This is a genomic window from Kitasatospora sp. cg17-2 (assembly GCF_054031055.1).
In genome coordinates this window covers 8,269,026-8,287,649 of sequence record NZ_CM132923.1, presented here as the reverse complement: position 1 = coordinate 8,287,649, position 18,624 = coordinate 8,269,026, and the positions used below count along the sequence as shown (strand labels likewise).

At 76.1% G+C, this 18,624-nt stretch carries 7 protein-coding genes and 1 pseudogene; 2 read left to right on the top strand and 6 right to left on the bottom strand.

All coding sequences use genetic code 11. From position 1 onward, the window contains the following. Positions 1-10: 10 nt before the first annotated feature. Together ACW14Y_RS34835 and ACW14Y_RS34830 are read right to left on the bottom strand one after the other, a co-directional pair. The gene (locus ACW14Y_RS34835) at positions 11-493 is read right to left on the bottom strand and encodes a hypothetical protein (RefSeq protein ID WP_456984723.1); all 483 of its coding nucleotides are present in this window, start codon (positions 491-493) and stop codon (positions 11-13) included. A 502-nt stretch (positions 494-995) separates the two neighbouring features. Beyond that, positions 996-4,361 (bottom strand): hypothetical protein, encoded by a 3,366-nt coding sequence (locus tag ACW14Y_RS34830; protein ID WP_456984722.1) that lies wholly within the window; start codon positions 4,359-4,361, stop codon positions 996-998. Between the two features lie 250 nt (positions 4,362-4,611). Between ACW14Y_RS34830 and ACW14Y_RS34825 the strand changes: the two are divergent. Then, positions 4,612-5,064: pseudogene (locus tag ACW14Y_RS34825) on the top strand (protein kinase domain-containing protein); the annotation flags it as partial. A 24-nt stretch (positions 5,065-5,088) separates the two neighbouring features. Here ACW14Y_RS34825 and ACW14Y_RS34820 read toward each other — a convergent pair. Further along, positions 5,089-6,429, bottom strand: coding sequence for a GH1 family beta-glucosidase (locus tag ACW14Y_RS34820; protein ID WP_456984721.1), 1,341 nt, complete (start codon positions 6,427-6,429; stop codon positions 5,089-5,091). 238 nt (positions 6,430-6,667) lie between these two features. Between ACW14Y_RS34820 and ACW14Y_RS34815 the strand changes: the two genes are divergently transcribed. After that, complete coding sequence (locus ACW14Y_RS34815) at positions 6,668-6,988, top strand: hypothetical protein (protein WP_380302535.1); 321 nt, start codon at positions 6,668-6,670, stop codon at positions 6,986-6,988. Positions 6,989-7,036: 48 nt separating this feature from the next. Here the strand turns inward: ACW14Y_RS34815 and ACW14Y_RS34810 are convergent, their stop codons facing one another. The 3 genes from ACW14Y_RS34810 to ACW14Y_RS34800 form a co-directional block, all read right to left on the bottom strand. Then, a complete protein-coding gene (locus tag ACW14Y_RS34810) occupies positions 7,037-7,405 on the bottom strand; it encodes a MazG-like family protein (protein ID WP_456984720.1) in 369 nt (122 codons plus the stop codon). Between the two features lie 65 nt (positions 7,406-7,470). After that, positions 7,471-10,080, bottom strand: a complete 2,610-nt coding sequence (locus ACW14Y_RS34805; RefSeq protein ID WP_456984719.1) for a right-handed parallel beta-helix repeat-containing protein — start codon at positions 10,078-10,080, stop codon at positions 7,471-7,473. A 2,260-nt stretch (positions 10,081-12,340) separates the two neighbouring features. Beyond that, positions 12,341-18,484 (bottom strand): putative T7SS-secreted protein, encoded by a 6,144-nt coding sequence (locus tag ACW14Y_RS34800; protein WP_456984718.1) that lies wholly within the window; start codon positions 18,482-18,484, stop codon positions 12,341-12,343. Positions 18,485-18,624: the final 140 nt, after the last annotated feature.

Here is an 18,624-nt window from a genome sequence, read left to right as displayed (position 1 = left end):
CGCACTCGGATCAGTTCTCTTCCGTCCCCGCCATCCCGCTCACCTCTGCGATTCCCTCCACCGTCGCACGGTCGCCCGCCCGCCGGCCTTCAACGGCGTCGAACCTGTCACGCAGTTCGCGCAGACGGGTCGGGTCGGAGGCGACCTCCGGCGGTACGAGCGACATGGCTCCCTTGACCCACTCACCGTCACCGAGGTCGGCCACCACACGATCGGCGCGGTCCTCATGCCCAGGTGCCAGGGCACCGAGCAGACCGAGGAGAACGAGCAGTTCGCGCTGCAGCGCAGGCGTGAACAGCTCCCGCTCCTCGTCGTCCAGCTTCACCTCGATCCGCCCACCGCCGAGCTCGGCATAGCCGCACAGAAGGTCCCTCAGAAGCTTGAACTGCCGCTCGGGCAACAGGAGCTGGAGCGACTCGAGGTAGAGCCTCAGTCGCAGCGCCGCCAGCTCCGAGAGGTTCGCCTCGCCGTCCTCGTGCTTGCCGTCCGCCACCTGAACCCTCCCTGGTGTGTCAGCCGACCGGCGTCACCACCGCCACCGACCACCCCGATGGTACGGGGGCCCCCGACTGTCCGACGACGAACTGGCAACGTGTGGTCCCTGGTTGGGCCCGAATGACTGCTTCGATGAATCACGATTGCCCGCCTGCGACTGTCACGAACGGTACTCGACATCACTCGAACGGACCGGGGACGGTTCAGCAAGCACTCATCAGCGCGACGCCCGGCGGGAAACGGCTCCGGACCGGGCCGACGGCTCAGCTCGACGCGAGCGGGCGTGCGCGGTCGTGCGCAGCGACCCGCGCGGCCGTGCACGCCGGTGGTCGGCGGTCAGCGGCGGCCGGTCGCCGCTGACCGCCGACCACCGGAGCCCCGACCGGCGATGTCGACCGGCGCCAACGCCGCTGCCGGGCTCCGGCGGACGCGGGCCGCCGGATCGGAAACCCGGGCGACCCGGCGGCCCGGCCTCGTGTGCCACCGGAGCCGGCCGCCGGTCACTCCGGGTGCGTGACGACCGCGTGGGCGCGCTCGCGGACGTCCGCCGACGGGTGGCGGCGCAGCTCGTGCAGAAGGACCTGCCATTCCCCGGGCCAGCCGAGGCGGCCCCCGAACACCTCTGTCAGCGCTGTGGCGAACAGTCCCGCGGCCGCGCCCGTGTCGCCGTCCCGACGGGCGGTCCGCGCCAGCGCATCAAGTGTCCCGGGCGGCGGAAGCGGTCCCGAGGCGTGCTCGCGCGACAGTGCCAGCGCGGTGAGCGCTGCCGCGGCCGGGCGGCCCTGATGCCCGTCGGCGAGCGCGCCCAGCGCGGTCGCCAGCGCCTGCGGACCGGCTGCGGGATCGACCAGCCCGCGCAGCGCGGCCGCCCTGATGCCCGCCAGGTCGGGTTCGGCGGCGAGCAGGTCGGCGATGCCGGCGAGCAGCGGCCGGTGGTCGTCGTCCGCGGGCAGGTCGGCGAGGTGGGCCAACCTCCGGCGGGCGGGCAGGTCCCGGTCCTCCCCGACCTCGGCGGCTTCCGTCCGCGCGGCGGCGGCGAGTTCGGTGACAGTGGCGTGCAGCAGGCTTCCGGGGGCCGCGCCGCCGAGGGGGTGCGGCAGTCCGGAGGCGGCGAGCGCGCGGACGGTCCCCACCGCCTCCCGCCAGGCGCCGCGGTTCGCCGGATCGGTGGCGACCCGTCGGGCCACGTCCGCGGTTTCCGGGGCCCACACGGCCCACCACGACAGTGCGGCGATGGCGGGCGAGGCGACTTCCGGATCCGGCGCGGCGGCGACGGAGGCCACCAGGCGGGCGTAGCGGGCCCGATGGATCTCGGGGAGGCGTCCCGGGACGCCCCGGAGTACGGCGCGGCGCACCGAGGCCTCGGCCGGCCCGGCGGCCTCGGTGAGCAGTTCCCAGACGGGTTCGGCGTCCAGCAGACCGGTCGCGAAGGCGACCGCGGCCGACCGCACATCGCGGTGCTGGCCCTCGACGCGGTACACGGCGACCAGCACGTCGGCGGCGGTCCGGGTCGGCAGGTGCTCCGCGGCGAGCCGCACGGCTTCCTTGCGGCTGGTGACCTTGCTGTCCCTGGTCCCGGAGAACAGGTCGCCGAGCCGCTCGGCGAGCTCGCCCGGCGCGGCGAATCGGGCGGCCCGGGTGGCCGCGTAGACGGCGACCCGGGCGCGGTCCCCGCCCGCATGGGCCAGCAGGTCACCCAGCGCGTCGGCAGGACGGTCCGTCCAGGCCAGCGCTGCGAGCGCCGCCTCGACGAGCACCACCTCGGAGGAGTCCAGTTGGGCGCGGAGAACCATCTCACCGTACTCCGGGATACCGGCGGCGACATGGACGGCCTCGGCTCGCCTGTACAGCGGCAGGGTGGCGTCGTTCGCCGCCGCGGCGGCGAGGCGGGCGGCCGCCTGCCACTGGCGCGGCGTCCAGCGGCTCGCCGACCGGGTCTCCAGCAGGGTCGCACGGTGCGGCCGCTTGAGGAACCGCCCGTACGGCGGAGTGGGGGCAAGCAGCGGGTCGAGCAGGTCGGTGCGCTGTTCGGCCAGGACGGCGCGCACCGGAGCCAGGACGGCGGCGGAGGGCTCGAGTTCCAGGATCTCGGCGACCCGGGCTCCCCTGGTGCGCGGATCGTCCAACCACAGGGCGGCGGCGGTCCCGAACGCGCTGTCCGACCCGAACTGGAGGGCGCGCAGAAGGAGTTCCTGCAGCTCCGGGATGCCGCGGGCGCGTCGGCCGAGGGAGCGCGCCAGGGAGAACAGCAGCCAGTAGTCCGCGGTGTCGGCCATGGCGTCCAGCCACGGTCGCAGGGTCGCGAACACCTCGTGTTCCTGGCCCCGCCGCAGCCGGTGCTCCAGCCGGCCGAGCTCCACCGTGCCGGTCTGCCCGGCGATCCGCCGCAGGCTCCGCAGTGCCCAGGCGACCAACTCCGTTCCGTCGGCCACGGCGTGCTCGCGCAGGACCTCGGTGACCAGCAGTTGCAGGGCGGCGCGGGTGCCGTACGAGCAGTCGCGGGCGTCGACCGCGTCGTCCACGGCGGCGTCGAGAACGGCTACCGCCTCGCGGGTCACCAGCCGGGCGGGCACCTGGGCGAGCGCGGTCAGCGCCGCGCGGCGCACCGGGTCCTGCTCGTTGCGCAGCCGCGGCAACAGGCCGAGCGCGTCCAGGACGGCGGACCGGTCGGCGGAGGCGGCCGCGTTGGCGAACAGAGCTGTCCAGGCGGCGGCCCGATCGTCGGCGTCCGGGCGGGAGAGCGCGGCCCGTAGCTGCGGTTGGGCCTCCTCCGTGGGCAGGTACGCCAGGGCGGGGGCGATCCGCGCCCAGAGGTGGCCCTGCGCGCGGTGTGCGGCGACCAGCCGCCGCGCCTCGGCATGGCGCCGGGCGTGCGGGAACAGCGGGAACAGGAGGGAGAGTTCGTCCTCCTTCGGGAGGGCGCCGGCGTGGACGAGGTCGAGGAACGCGTCACGCCGGCCCGGCGGGAGGGCTCGCAGCAGGGCGGCGAAGCAGCGGGGCGCGGCGAGCCAGCGGCGGCCCAGCGCGGGGAGCGAGGGCGGGTCGGCGTGCACCAGCCGGCGGAGCGTACCGGTCGAGGGCGGCGTGGTGTACGGGCCGACCGTGCCGCGTCGCGGGTCGGCGAGGAGCCGGACGGTGCGCTCGGCGTCCGTGGCGGCCAGCGGCGGCAGGTGGTCGTTCCGCAGCGGGAGGTGGGGGCCGAGCCGTTCCAGCAGGTCGAGGACCCGCCCGGGGCGGGCCGGCGCAGCGGCGCCGAGGGCGTCGGCGAAGGCGTGCCGCTGCCCGAGCCGCAGCGCCTCGGGGTGCTCGGTGAGGACCCGCTCCAGATGGTCCAACACCTGGTCCGGGAAGCGGGCGGCGAGGGGAGCGAGCGGCACGGCGTGCGCGAGCTCGGGCAGGATCCGGGCGACGAACCCGGGGCTGCCGGCGGAGAGCAACCGGGCGGCCTCGGTGTCGCCCCACTCGGCACGCAGGCGGACCACCAGCCGCTCCGCCAGCCCGTACCGACGGCCGCGCCGGACGGCCCTGGCGAGCTCCCGGCGAAGCACGCAGGAGGCGCCGTTGAAGGCCGCCTCGATCGCCTCGTCCGGAATGCCCTGGGAATGAGCGGCGCGCAGCGCGTGGCCGCGGACCACCGGATCGGGGTCGGTCAGCCGCTCGGCGAGGTAGCCGGTGGCGCGGCCGGCCGACGCGGCGAGCGCGGCCAGCCGACGACCGTACACACCGGATCGCTCCAGGCCGGCCAGCAACGCCGCCAGTTCGCCGTCGACGGCGAGTTCCCGGGCCCTGCGGGCGACATGGCGCTGGCGCTGCGGGTGGGAAAGCGGGTCGAGGTCGGCGATCAACTGATCGGCTTCGTAGGACATGCGGCCATTCTGGACGGTGCGGCCGGTTCCTCCCACGGAATTTCCGCCGTCCGGCCGTGGTGGACCGCCGAGGCGTCTTACGGGCGAAGGCAGCAACCAGGGTCCGGCGGCCGAGGCCGTGCCGCCTTCCGCTTCCGCTTCCGCTTCCGCGTCCGCTTCCGGAGAAGCCGCCCACCCGGGCCGGGCTTCGGGAAGGATGTGCTGCGCATGGTGCGCGACCGTGGGCGGGGATGCCGAAGAGGTGACGGGGATGAGCACGTTCGAGGCGTTGGAGACCGGGGACCCCGAGTGGGTGGGTCGGTACCGGATCGTGGCGCGGCTGGGTGCCGGCGGGATGGGTCAGGTCTACCTGGGACGAACGCCCGGGGGACGACTGGTGGCGTTGAAGGTGGTGCGCCCGGAACTGGCCGAGGACCGCGAGTTCCGGCACCGCTTCGCCCGCGAGGTGGCTGCCGCCCGTCGCGTGAACGGTGTCTTCACCGCCGGGGTCGTCGATGCCGATCCGGAGGGACGGCCCGCCTGGTTGGCCACGGCGTACGTGCCCGGAGTGGACCTCGGTGCCGCGGTGGCGCGGCTCGGTCCGTAGCCCGAGGGTCCGGTGCTGGCCCTGGGCGCCGCCCTGGCCGAAGCGCTGGAAGCGATCCACGGCGCCGGCGTGGTCCACCGGGACCTGAAGCCGTCGAACGTGCTGCTCGCCCCGGAACGCAGCCCATCGGACCCGGCCCCGCTACCGCGCAGCGAGCTTCGCTCGGTGGGCGGCGATCAGGTCGCGGTACCAGGTGTAGGAGGCGCGAGGGCTGCGCTGCTGGGTGTCGAAGTCGACGTGGACGAGGCCGAAGCGTTGGTGGTAGCCCTCGGCCCATTCGAAGTTGTCGAGGAGGGACCAGGTGTAGTAGCCGCGGACGTCGACTCCTGCTGCGACGGCGGTGGCGAGGGCGTCGAGGTGGGTGGCGAGGTAGGAGACGCGGGTGGGGTCGTCGAGGCCCTCGGTGGTGGAGCAGCCGTTCTCGGTGATGGTGATCGGCGGGAGGGCCGTGCCGTAGCGGTCGCGGAGGCCGACGAGGAGGTCGCGCAGGCCGTCGGGGACGATCGGCCAGCCGAAGGCGGTGTGGGGGACGTCGGGGATCTCGGCGAAGGTGAAGGGGAGGCTCGGGTCGGTGGGGGCGGCGATGCGGGTGGGGTTGTAGTAGTTGACGCCGAGGCCGGTGAGGGGGGTGGCGGTGATGAGGTCGAGGTCGCCGGGGTGGACGGCGCCGTGGAGGTCGGGGCCGGTGCCGAAGGCGGTGAGGTCGGGGTAGCGGCCGAGGAGGAGGGGGTCGGTGAAGAGGCGGTTGTGGAGGGTGTCGTAGGCGTCGGCGGCGGCGAGGTCGGCGGGTGAGGGGGAGGCCGGTTCGACCGGGGTGAGGTTGTTGGAGATCAAGACGTCGAGGCCGTGCTCGTGGAGGAGGGAGGCGGCCAGGCCGTGGGCGAGGAGCTGGTGGTGGGCGACCGGGAGGGCGTCGAGCATCAGGGCGCGGCCGGGGGCGTGGATGCCGAGGGCGTAGCCGTACACCATGTGCACGAAGGGCTCGTTGAGGGTGATCCAGGCGGGGACGCGGTCGCCGAGGCGGTCGGCGACGAGCGCGGTGTAGTCGGCGAAGCGGTGGGCGGTGTCGCGGTTCAGCCAGCCGCCGCGGTCTTCGAGGGCCTGCGGGAGGTCCCAGTGGAAGAGGGTGGGGAGCGGGGTGATGCCGGCTTCGAGGAGGGCGTCGACCAGGCGGTCGTAGAAGGCGAGTCCGGCGGGGTTGGCGGGACCGCTGCCGGTGGGCTGGATGCGCGGCCAGGCGATGGAGAAGCGGTAGCCGTCGAGCCCGAGACCGCGCATCAGCTCGATGTCCTCGGGATACCGGTGGTAGTGGTCGCAGGCCACGGCGCCGGTGTGGCCGTCGCGGACGGCGCCGGGGCGGGCGGTGAAGGTGTCCCAGATCGAGGGGCCCCGGCCGTCCTCGTCCACCGCCCCCTCGATCTGGTGGGCGGCGGTGGCGACACCCCAGCGGAAACCGGTGGGCAGGTCGTAGCGGTCCGGCATGGCAGCCTCCCGGATGGAAATATGAGGAAGGAAATGTGAGGACTGCTCATGTTACTGGCGCTTCGCCGGGACGCCAGGGGGACGACGGCCCTGGGCGCGGCTGCCCGGATTCGACGGGGGTCGAAGGGGGTTGGCCGGGCGTGGCGGGGCTGTTGAGACTGGGCGTGCCGGCCCGGTTCCGGGCCCGCCGATCGCCACAAGCGGCACGCCAGAAGCCGCACGTCATCGAGGAGTTCCCATGATCCGTACGTCCAGCGTCCGGCTGCGCGTCACCGCCGTCGCGCTCGCCGCCTCGGCCTGTCTGCTCGGGGGCGCGGCCTCCGCCCAGGCCGTCGCGCCGGGCCCGGGCCGGGCGGTCGCCGCGACCGAGACCGCGAAGTTCACCGGCAGCGGGACCGGGGGCACGATGGGCTCGGCCATCGAGAGCGCGACCAATGTCGCCCTCTCCTACGCCCAGGCGGCCGGGTGGCAGCGCAGCCAGTGCTACCGGCTCGCCTCGGACGTGCGGCAGTCCGGCGGCTGGTTCACCGCGGTGTCCCAGGTGTTCTGCCAGCGCTGAACCGGCGCTGACCCGGCGCTGAACCGGCGCCAGGCCGCCACCTGGTGGTCAGGCCGCGGTGTCGGGGAGGTCGCGGCCGGCCACCGAGCGGAGGTGCTCCTCGAAGAAGCGGCGCGGGTCCCCGCCCATCCGGGTGAGCATCACCAGGGCGGTGAGTGCCACGTCGCAGGCTTCCCTGCGGACGTCGTCCCAGTCGTGCGAGTAGCCCTTCCGCGGGTTGACGCCGAGGGCGCCGATCACGGCCTCCGCGACCTCCCCGGCCTCCTCCTGGATCTTGAGGGCCTGCAGCGTCCAGCGCTGCTCATCGGTGCGGTCGGAGTGCGCGTCGAGCCGGTGCGCGAGGGTGCTGACGATGTCCCAGGTGTCGTTGCTGTCGTTGCTGTCGTTGGTGTCGTTGACGTCGTTGGTGTCGTTCATGAGTCGGGATCCTGGCCCGCGCCGGGGGGAGGGATCAACCCCGCGGCCCGGTCGGCCGCCGCCGGTCAGCCGAGGGCCGGGGCGGGCAGGTCGGCCGGTTCGAGGGTGGAGAGCTGGTCGGGGGTGGGGGTGACCGCCTCGGCCATCCGCTGGGCCTGGCGTTCGGTCATCTCCTGGAAGGTCTGGCGGGCCGAGCGGCCGTTGCCGAAGCCGGCGCCGCGCGGGAGCGTCTCGAAGTGGCCGAGCAACCGCAGGCGCGCCGGACCGGTCAGCTCGTAGCGGTGCTCGCGCGCCTGGTGCTCGACGATGGCGACCAGGTCGGCGGCGGAGTAGTCCTCGAAGAGCAGGGTGCGGGTGAAGCGGGAGGAGAGTCCGGGGTTGGAGCCGATGAAGCGGGCCATGTCCGCCGGGTAGCCGGCGGCGATGACGACGACGTCGTCGCGGTGGTCCTCCATCAGCTTGACCAGGGTCGCCACCGCCTCCTGCCCGAAGTCGTGGCCGCCGGACTCGGGGGCCAGCGAGTAGGCCTCGTCGATGAACAGGACGCCGCCGAGCGCCCGGTTGAAGGCCGCGGCCGTGCGCGGGCCGGTGTGGCCGACGTACTCGCCGACGAGGGCGCTGCGGTCGACCTCGACCAGGTGGCCGCGGCGCAGCAGGCCGAGGGCCTTGAGCAGGCGGCCGTAGAGGCGGGCGACGGTGGTCTTGCCGGTGCCGGGGTTGCCGGCGAAGACGAGGTGGCGGCTGAGCGGCGGCGCGGGCAGGCCGGCCTCCTCGCGCAGCCGGACGGCCTGCATCAGCTTCACCATCGAGTGGACGTCGTGCTTGACCCGCTCCAGGCCGACCAGGGTGGCGAGTTCGGCCAGCAGGTCGTCGAGGTGCTCCTCCTCGGGCTCCGCGGTGGGGAGTTCAGCGGGGGCCGCGGCGGGCGGTAGCGGGGCGCCGACGCCGGGCGGGAGGGGTACCAGCGGCGCGCCGGGCAGGGCGGGCGCACCGGGCGCGCCGGGCCCAACAGGCACGCCGGGCGGGTGGAGCGCCCCGACGAACGCCAGCGGGGCGCCGTCGAGGTCGCACTGCTCCAGGACGGGTGCCGCCGACCCGTCGCCGCCGAACGGGGCCGGGCAGTCCAGCACCCGGCAGCGGCGCAGCCTCGGAGCGGCGCCGGCCGCCAGGTGCAGGGCGGGCAGCCTGGTGCCGACCAGGTCGCAGGAGGTGAGCAGGCCGCCCGCGCCTTCCGCGAAGTAGACGCCGTTGCGGCCGGTGCCGTCGATCCGCAGGCCGCTGATCACCGGGCGGGCGCCGGTCCAGACGACGACGCCCGAGCCGCTGCCGCCCTCGACCGAGCCGCCCTCCACGGTGGCCTCGGAGCCGGCGTCGAAGAGGAGTCCGGCGGCGCCCGCGCCGGTGACCCGGTTGCCGGTCAGCACGGCGCGGCCGCCGGAGGAGACCTCGAGACCGGCCCTGGCGGCTCCGACCACCGTGCTGCTGTCGATCCGGGAGCCGGCCGGGGAGGCGACGGAGACCCCGGTGTGCGCGCTGTCGATCCGGCAGCCGGTGACGGTGGCCCGGGCCTCGTCGGTGACGGCGACCCCGGTCAGGGCGATCCCGGAGACCGTGCTGTCGGTGAGTGCCAGCCCGGCCGAGCCCGCCACGTGGAAGCCGTGCTCGGCGCCGCGGCGGACCCGGCAGTCGGTGAACGAGGCCTCGGCCCGGTCGGCGAGGTGGACCGCGCTGAAACCGCAGTCCTCCAGCCGGCAGTCGGTGAGGCCGGCGCGCGCCGTACCGGTGGCGAGCAGCCCGTTGGCGCCCGGGGCGGTGACGGTGCAGCCGTCGGCGGTCAGCCGGGCCGCGTCCTGGAGCACCAGGGCGCTGGCGGCGGGGCGCAGCACCCGGCTGTCGGTCAGGTCGGCGTGGGACTCGCCGCCGAGGTGGAGGCCGGCGGTCCCGGGGGTCTCGATCCGGGTGGTGGTGACCAGGGCGTGGGCGGTGTCCTCCAGCAGCAGCCCGGCGCGGCCGGGCGAGGTCAGCCGGGAGTCCGTCATCCGCAGCCGGGACCTCCCGCGCAGCCGGATCCCGGAGCCGGTGGTGGACTCCAGGCGCAGGCCGGTGACGTCCAGTCGGGCGGTGCCCGCGAGCACCGCGCCCACGCCGTCGATGTCGGCGACGGTGGTGGACTCGATCCGGACCCGGGCGCCGCCGGACAGCCGCAGGGCGGCGTGCCGGGCGCCGGTCAGCCGGCAGTCGCGCAGCAGGACGGCGGAGGTCCCCTCCTCGCCCTCGCGGAAGTCCCCCGGCTCGGCGCCCTCGGGGCCCCGGACCTCGATCCGGCCGCCGGTGACGGTGCAGTGGTCGAGGACGAGGCCGGCCCCGGCGGCGACGGTGACGGCCGGGTCCCCGGGGTCGGCACCCTCCAGTTCGAGGCCCCGGAGCAGGCAGTCGGGGCCGAGGACGGCGAGCGCCGGGGCGCCGCCCGGCGGGGCCGCGAGCACCACCGTGCCGGGGCCCTGTTCGGCGACCAGGACGATCCGGCGGGCCAGTTCCAGCGCCTCCTCGTAGCGGCCGGGCGCGACGACCACGGTGTCGCCGGGCTGCGCGGCCCGCACGGCGTCGGCGACGAGGCGGTGGGTGCCTCGGCCGCGCGGGCCGACGACGTGGGTCCGGGTGGTCCGGTGGGGCATCAGGGCTGCTGTCCTTGCGTCATCGCGGGGGCGGGAGCGGGGGCGGGCAGGGGCGCCCGGTACCAGGCGGGGTCGATGCTCGCCCGGTAGGCGTTGGTCAGCCAGAGCGAGGTGACGGTCTTCTCGAAGATCTTGAACGGGAGCTGGAGCCAGAACTCGGCGAAGCCCTGGCGGTGGAAGAGACGGCTGCCGCCGCCGGCGATGACGGCGTTCTTGGCGAGCGCCGCGCTGCTCGCGGTGGTCAGACCGGCCAGGCCGGCGATGCCGCCGTCCAGGAAGGCGTCCATGCCGCTGAGCACATGGGTCTTGCCGTCGGCGCCGGTGACGCCCCAGACGGAGGCGTTCATCGCGCCGTTGACCCAGCCGACGACGCCGCCGAGCGCCGCGTTGTAGAAGAAGTCGTAGGTGCCGCCGCGCCAGCGGGTCGGGGTCTCGTTGCCCGCCCACTCGTTGGCCCAGTTCTTGTCGTGGTTGTTGGGGTGCCGCCGTTCGTGCTTGCCGCCGTCGACGTTGCCGAACACCGACTTGGGGCCGCCGGCCGCGCTGCCGCGCAGTTCGTGCATGCCGGTGGAGACCAGGCTCTTGACGCCCGCCCCGACCGCCGCGTTGGCGAAGGACTTGAGCACGTCCTTGCCGGTGAAGGGCTTGTTGTTGGCGGCGGCGACGATGCCGTTGACGGCCAGGTTGGCCCCGAACTCCAGGACGAACTCCTGGCCGAACTCCAGCGCGACCTTCTTCGCCAGCACCTTCCAGTACGGCTGGTAGAGGGCCTCGCCGAGCGGGACGACGCCGTTGCGCGCCGCCGGCAGCCCGGGGACGCCGGCGAGGGCGTTCTGCATCCGCGGCACCCGCACCTCGACCGAGTCGCCCCAGGGCAGCCGGTTGGCCTCGCGGATCCGCCGGCCGAAGCCGCGGATCTCGGTCAGCGGGCCGCGGAAGTCGTACTCGTTGCCGGTGACCCGCAGGTTGCCGCCGGGCCCGGTCTCCCAGACCAGGCCGCTGTCGGTGCGCTGGGCGACGATCCGCTGGTGCTGGTCGTAGCGGCGCCACTGGCCGCGCCAGGCGTCCTTCTCCAGGAAGGTGCCGTCGCCGAGCGGATTGCGCTCGCGGACCACCGCGCCGTGGTCGAACTCCTTCCAACTCCCGGCCGGGTGCGGGGCGTTACCTCCGGGCATGTACTGGCGCACGCGCAGCGGACCCTCGCCGAGGGCGAGGTGCGGGGGGACTTCGCGCAGGGTGAGGGCGGGGCCGCCGGCGGCCGGACGGAACTCGTCGCGGAAGTGCCGGGTGCGGGCCGTCCAGCCGTCCTGCCAGGCCCGGGTGTCGGCGTTCCACCAGCGGCGGACCTGCTGCCCGGCGCCGAAGTCGACGGCCGTGCCGTTGGCCTCGTACTTGGCGGTGTGCCAGCGCTGCCCGCCGCCGGGCGGGGCCGCGCCCCGCCAGGAGTCGACCCAGCGGCCGCCGTCCAGCATGTTGCGCTCCCGGAGCAGGGCGCCGCCCGCGTCGAGGTCCCGGAAGGAGTCGTCCCAGGGCAGCCGGGGGTCGTCGGAGCCGCGGAAGAACTCGCGGCGGCCGGTGGTCCGGTGGCCGAGGTGGTCGGTGGCGGTCCAGGTCCACCGCCCGGAGTCCGGGCGGCCGGTGCCGGTGACCTCCAGCCGGTTGCCCTGGGGGTCCTGCCAGATGTCGTGGCTGCCGGTCAGGTTGCCGTGCGCGTCCCGCTGGACCCAGGCGTGGGTGCCCCGGCCCTGGACGTTGCCGGTCGCCGGGTCCACCTGGGGCGGCACCCGGTACTCGCGGACCGAGCCGTCCGCGGAGCCCTCCCGGGCGACCTGCCAGTTGGCGCCGCCGTCCGGGCTGAACCGGTCCTGCCACAGCGGGTGGTCGCGGCCGGCCCCGGCGGGCGGGACCACCTCGACCCGGTAGCCGCGCCGTCCGGGCTCCTCCCAGGGCAGGTGGGCCGGGTTGGTGGGCGGGTGCGCGGGCGGGTTGGCGTGGTCGCCGACCTTGAGCGTGGTGCCGCCGTGCAGCTTCCCGGTGGAGCGGACGAAGCGGCCGTCGGCGCCGAGGTCGACCGCCGCGCCGTCCATGCCGACGTAGCGGACGCCGCCGCCCGGGTTGACGCCGCCCGCTTTGTCCCACAGGAAGACCTGGTAGCGGGTGTCGTCGGCGAGGTGCGCGGCGACGCCCTGCGGCCCGCCGGCGCCCACCAGGTGCCGGCGCACCCACAGCGGCGGGCGCTGCTCGGACCATCGGCTGGTGGTCAGCACCGCGTTGTCGGTGGCGAGGACCTCGCGCTTGCCGACCTCCTTGCCGTGCGGGGAGTGCCGCTCCCAGGTCTGCCGCACGCCGCCGCCCTGCCAGGTGTGCTCCAGGAAGTGGCCGGCCTTGCCGGGGCCGTGGCCCATGCCCCACTGCTTCTGGACCACGGTGCCGTCGGCCAGCCGGTCGGTCCAGCCGGAGTCCCGGTGCGGGGTGCGCGGGCCGTGCGCGAGTTCCTGGCCGGCGCCGTCGAAGCGGTGCCAGGTCCAGCTGCGGTCGGCGTTGCGGACGGCGAAGGTGTGACCGGTGACCCCGCCGGTCTTCTGCAGCCCGTCCCGGTACTCGTGCACGGGGTTGCCGCGGTGGTCGAGGTCGCGCCAGCCGAAGCCGGAGGTGTCGTAGCGCCGGGTGCCGTGCGCGCCGAGGCCGCCGGCGGCGTCCCACTGCGTCCAGACCGTGCGGCGGTCGAGGTCGCCGAACAGCAGGGTGTCGGTGCGGCGGAAGGAGTCCAGCAGACCGCCGCCGGGCAGCACCCGGCGTTCGAACACCTCGACGGGTGTGTAGGTGGAGGAGACGAGCCGGATCCGGTTTCCGCCGCCGAGGGTCTCCACCCGGCCGTGGTGGAAGGCGCCGGTGCCGGCGGGCGGCGGGGTGGCGGCCGCCGGGTGCGGCTGCCGGCTCCAGGTCGCGCCGGCCGCCGGGGTGTGGTCGACGACGTACTGGTGGTCGGTGCGCCGCCCGCCGTCGACGACGTTGAAGCCCTGGTGGGTGATCCGTCCGTCGCCCGGCGCGTGGGCGGTGAACTCGCCGTGCCGCGGGCCGTTCGGCCGGTCGACGGAGACCTGGAGGCCGCCGTCGGCCCGGACGGTGACGGCCCGTTCGGGGATCCGCAGGCCGGCCGCGTCCTCCAGGTGGCCCGGGAGGGCGGCGCCGCCGGGGCCGGGCGGGGGCAGCACGGCGAAGGTCCGGTCCGGGTTGCCGTCCGGGCCGCGCAGCGCGGTGCCGGTCTCCAGCCGGCCGCCGTCGGCGCCGTAGCGGACGAAGCCGTTGTCGGCGGCCGCGTCGGTGACCTGGAAGCCGCCGCCCGGGCGGTCGGCGGCGGTGAGGTTCGGCACCGGCGTGCCGGTGGCGTCCAGGACCTCCAGGGTGCGCGGGCCGCCGGGCGGGGTGTGCACCACCACCCACTGGTCGAGCGCGCCGCCGCCCGGCGCGTGCAGCCGGGCCGCGTCGTCGGTGAGGCGTCCGGCGTCGTCGAAGACCCGGTAGGAGCCGCCCGGCGCGGTGACCCGCAGACCGGCGCCGTCGGCGGTGACCACCCTGGTGGCGTCCGGCTGGAAGGCGGCGTCCAGCCAGGCCGGCTGCCCGGCGGGTGCCGGGTGGCCGGGCGCCGGGACCGGGCGCTCCAGGTGGCCGACGACGGTGCCGTTGCCGTCGAGCAGTTGCCGACCGCCGCGGTCGGCGTGCCGTTGGCGGCGAAGCGCTCGTACGGAGCGCCGCCGCCGGGGACGGCGGGCGCGCCCTCGACCCGGAACCCGCCACCGGGGTGCGCCACCACGCGCTCGGGCAGCACGGCCCCGGCCGCGTCGGTGAGCGCGTGCCCGCCGCCGCCCTGCGGGACGACGAACCGGCCGCCGCGCACCCCGGCGCCGTCGGCGAGCGCGACTCCGCTCTCCACCACGGCGCCCTGGGCCGTGTACCGCGTGGACACACCCGACACCGGATCGGTGACCCGCCAGCCACCACCCGCCAGGCCCTCGCCGGACAGACCCGTCGGTCCGCCCGTCACGTCGGTCACCCGCGGCGGGTTCCCCTCCAGGAACCGGACACCGCGCACCCCGGCGCCGTCGGCCAGCGCGACCCCGCTCTCCACCACGGCGCCCTGCGGCGTGTAGCGCGTCGACACCCCGGACACCGGATCAGTGACGCGCCAGCCGCCACCCGTCAGACCCTCGCCGGACAGACCCGGCACCGCCGCACCCGACACATCCGTCACCCGGGGCGGAGTCCCCTCCAGGAACCGCGCGCCCCGCACCCCGGCCCCGTCCGCCAACGCCACACCACGCTCGACCGCGCCACCCTGGGCCGTGTACCGCGTGGACACACCCGACACCGCGTCGGTGACGCGCCAGCCGCCACCCGCCAGGCCCTCGCCGGACAGACCCGGCACCGCCGCACCCGACACATCCGTCACCCGGGGCGGAGTCCCCTCCAGGAACCGCGCGCCCCGCACCCCGGCCCCGTCCGCCAACGCCACCCCGCGCTCCACCTGGAGGCCGTCCGCGCCGAAGCGCACCGAACCGCCCGACACCGCCTCCGTGACCCGCACCCCGCCGCCCGCGACGCCCACCGCCGTGGAACCGGGCACCACCGCCCCCGCGACGTCCGTCACCACGAACCCGCCGCCCTGCCGGGTCGCGAAACGGTGGCCACGCAGGCCGACGCCGTCGCCCAGGGCCAGGCCCTCGGCCCGGAAGGCCCCGCCGCGGTCGTACAGCGCCGAGCTGCCGGTGGCAGGGTCGGTGACCCGCAGTCCGCCGCCGCCGGGCAGTTCGGTGAGGGTGTGGCCGCCACCGGACAGCGAGCGGGTGACCGTTCCGTTGTCGTGCCCGAGCAGCAGGACCGGGCCGAACGGCGTGCCGTCGCCGCGCAGCAGCGGGCGGCCCTCCTCGACCAGCCCGCCGCCGTGGTCGAAGCCCCGGTGGCCGCCGGTGGCGGGGTCGCGCAGGTCGAAGCCGCCGCCGGGGCGCGGGGCGGCCTGGAGGCCGGTCGCGCCGTCGGGGTCGAGCACCCGGTGGGTGGCCGCCCCCTGGGCGTCGAAGTCGGTGTGGACGTGCAGGCCGACCGGGCCGCCGTCGAGGCCGGTGAGCGGCAGGTCCTCGGCGACCAGACGGCCCCCGCCGTCGTACGAGTGGGTGGTGCCGAGCCGGGTGTCGTACAGGTCGAAGCCGCCGCCGGGCCGGGGCGTCGGCTGCAGCATCGGGTCGGGCACGTGGTGGGAGTCGAGGACCCGGTGGACGGTTCCGTTCGGGGTGACGGTGGACTCGACCCGCAGGCCGTTGGGGCTCGCCGTGCCCTGGTCGGCGAGGGCGAGCACGACGGGCTGCGGCGCGGGCGGCTGCGGTTGGACGTGCTGCGGTTGGACGTGGTGCGGTTGGACGTGCTGCGGGACCGGCGGCTGCGCCTGGACGTGCTGCGGGGGCTGGACGGCCTGGGCCGGCCCGTGCTGCGGCGCCGGGTGCGGCGCGAGCTGGGGCTGCTGGCCGAGGTGCGGGGGCACCCCGCCGCCGCCCTCGGAGCCGCCGAGCAGCCGGGGGCGCTCGCGCAGGCTGTCGGCCGTCAGCGCGGCCAGGTCGCGGTCCATCCGGACGGGGTCGACGCCCAGTCCGGTGACCCGGTCCAGGGCCACGTCGACCTTGAACGCGGCCGCGTCCACCGACGCCTCGGCGTGCATCACCACCGGGCTGGGCCGGGAGCCGCCGCCCGGGCGCGCCCGGAGGTCGGACAGCAGGCGCTCGGCCCGGCCGAGGTCGTGCCGGGCGAGGGTGAGGTCCGCCCAGGCGTCCAGCCGGGCACCCCGGCCGGGGTCGTCGCTCGCGCCGAACAGCGCGGCCACCCGGTCGCCCTGCTCGCGCCAGAGCCGGTCCAGCTGGGCACCGGTCAGCCGCTCGGGGCCGCCGTGCCCGCCGGTGCCGGGCACGGTCGGCAGGTCGTGCGCCGACCCGGCGGCCGGGTGCGCCGGGGCGACCGGCGGCAGCGGCGCCACCGGGCCCTGGGTCAGCGGCGTCACGGGCGGCAGCGGCGTCGGACCGACGACGACGGACGGCAGCGGGGCCGGTGCCGCCGGGACCGGGCCGGCGAGCCCCTGGGCCGGGCCGTGCCCGGGGCCGCCGGGCTGGAGCAGGCCGAGCGCCTCGTCCACCCGGCCGAGCCCGCCGTGCGCCCCGGCTCCCGCGCCTCCGAGGTCCGTGACGCCGCCGGGGCCGGGTACGCCGACGAGGGCGGTGGGCGGGGTGACGGCGTGCACCGGCGGCAGCGCCGCGGTCGTGGCCGGGGTCACCCGGGGTGCCGCGAACTCCCCCAGGTGCAGGTTGACCTGGCTGGCCGCCAGGGCACGCGTGCTGTGGTCGCCGAGGTTCCCGCCCGTGCTGAACACCGGGGCGTCGGCCCGGTTCAGCGGGGAGCCGGTGGCCAGCAGGTCGAGGGCGCCGTTCAGGTGCGCGCCGGAACCGGTCGTGCCGAGGCCGGGCACGGTCACGGCACCCGTCACGACCGACGGCAGGCCCGTGCCGCCGCCGTGCAGCGCGGCGGTCGGCAGCGTGCCGGTGCTCAGGTGCGGGACGGCGACGGTGGAGGAGCTGAGCAGGTCGGCCGTGTGCACGGCCGGGGCCGCCGGGGCGGCGGTGTGCAGCGCGCCGGTGCCGAGCGCGGTCGGCGCGCCGCCGGTCTGGTGCAGGGCCAGGGCCTGGGTCTGGAGGTTCGGGGCGTGGACGGTGGCGGGGCCGCCGACGGTGAGGGTGTCGGCCAGGTGCACGGGGGCGGGGGCCGGTGCGCCGCCGACGAGTCCGCCGATCCCGTGCAGGCCGCCGGGTGCGGCGCCGACGCCGAGTCCGGTCTCCACGTGCAGTCCGCCCGGGGTGACGACGGTGCCGCCGGTCCAGCTGCCGACCGGGCGCAGGTCGCGGATCGGGGTGTCGAGCAGCGCGTCCAGCTTGCGGACGGCGTCCGGGGCGAGCGAGAGGCGGTCGGCGAGGTCGTTGTGCAGGCGGAAGTCGGACGGCCGGGTGTAGGAGAGGCCGGAGCCGGACGGTTCCAGGTGCGGGATCTCCAGGCGGCGCGGTCCGGCCCAGTCCCCGACCCGCACCTTCGCCAGGTCGGCGCGGGAGAGGTCCACCAGGGCGTCCACGGTGTGCACCGGGGGCGGCACGGGGACGGCGGCCGCGGTCCGCCCGGCGGTGCCGAGCAGCGGCGCGCCGTACCGGAAGTTGCCGAGGACCCCGCGCTCCCAGAGGCCGATCCGCAGGGCGCCGCGCAGCCCGTACCGGCCGATCTCGGCCGCGTCGACGGGCAGCACCAGCCGCAGCCACTTGGCGCCGCCGAGCTGGGCGCGCGCGAAGTCCCAGGAGGCGGAGCCGAACCGGCCGAGGTTGGCCGGCAGGCCCCGGACCAGGGCGGGCAGTCCCTTGACGCCGTTGACCACGGCGATCCCGCTCGCCCGGAAGGTGACGCCGGCGAAGTGCGGCAGCCGGGTGACCCCGTTCAGCACCCAGAGGCCGCCGGCCTTCACCCAGCCGCCGGTCATTCGGGCGAGGTCGGCGAGGCCCGGCAGGAAGGCGAAGGCGTGCGAGCCGCCGCCGGTGAAGACGCCGCGGAAGAAGCCGCCGACCGCCTGGGCGACGCCCTTGATCCCGGTCCAGGTGAACTTGGCCCCGGCGCTGATGAGTTTGAGCAGCGGCAGGCCCTTGGTGGTCGGGGCGATCATGCCGAGGCCGGACAGGAAGAGGTCCAGCGCGCTGGCCTTGCCCTGGGAGAAGTCGACCGCGGTCTTCACGAAGATCGCCAGGTTGACGCCGATGGCGAGCAGCGCGATCGGCCCGCCGAAGATCAGCGCGGGCAGGATCAGCGCGATCGCCAGCCACTGGAACGCCTCCCAGAACAGGTCGCAGTCGGAGACCGGCTGCTTGATCCCCCGGGCGGCGCTGCTCAGGGCCGAGCCGGCGGTGCGGCCGGCCTCGTCCTGGGCGGTGCCGGCCTGGCGGGCGGTGCTCGCCAACTCGGTGCGCCGGGTGTCGTCCTGGGCCAGGCCCCGGCCCTGGGAGAGCGCGTTGTCGGCGCGCCACTGCTGGTCGCGGACCACCCCGGAGTAGGTGGTCAGGGCCCGGGCCGAGTTCTCGAAGCCGTCGGCCACCGACTGGACGAAGGCCCGCAGCGGCCCGCTGATCTTGTCCCGCAGGGCGTCCGCCGTCTGCCCGGTGAACGCGCCCTGGCCGGTCTTGTCGAGCACGGCGGCGAGCGCGTCGTCGATCTCCCGGGCGGTGCGGCCGAGGTCGGCCAGCGAGCGCTGCACCTCGTCGATCCGGTCCGGGTCGCCCGGCGTGGGGTCGGCGGACAGGCCGATGGCGTTCCAGTCGGTCGGACGCTGGGGCACCGTCGTCTCCTCCTCGTCCGTGGACACGGCCGGCCGCAGCGGCGCGCGGCACCTCTCGGGAGGACCACGTGCCGGGGTCCCGCGCGGTTCACGGCGGTCCAGGGTTCGCCGTTCACGACGGACGGCGCCCGGTGTCCGGT